The sequence below is a fragment of the Bradyrhizobium sp. Kon56 genome, from assembly GCF_055807635.1.
Window position 1 is genome coordinate 1 of sequence record NZ_JBVVOU010000457.1, and the last position, 264, is coordinate 264.

Annotated in this window: 1 protein-coding gene; it reads left to right on the forward strand. The window is 49.2% G+C overall.

Annotation, left to right across the window (positions count from 1 at the left end; genetic code table 11):
- Positions 1-21: 21 nt before the first annotated feature.
- On the forward strand, positions 22-264 hold a 243-nt coding region (locus tag AC0L3B_RS39650), incomplete at its 3' end, for a hypothetical protein (protein WP_473383315.1).

The window sequence follows — 264 nt, forward strand, 5'->3', positions numbered from 1 at the left end:
CTACTCTCCCTGGTAAAACCAATGTTCATGGAGCGTTATCTGTTTTTTTCGCTAATGGCGTTACCCATCGTAATTGTGCTTTTGTTGGAAAGTGTGCCTTATAAGGCGTTGAAGTGGGGGGCTCTGCTGTTGTTCATTGCGCTGGAGTGCGTTGGGCTACGCACCGTTTACATTCAGCGTGAAGATCTTGATGGGAATCGCAACCGCCAGGCCTTGCCCTTTGACGAAATGGCAACTTATGTTGCCCAATCTTCAATGCCGGGC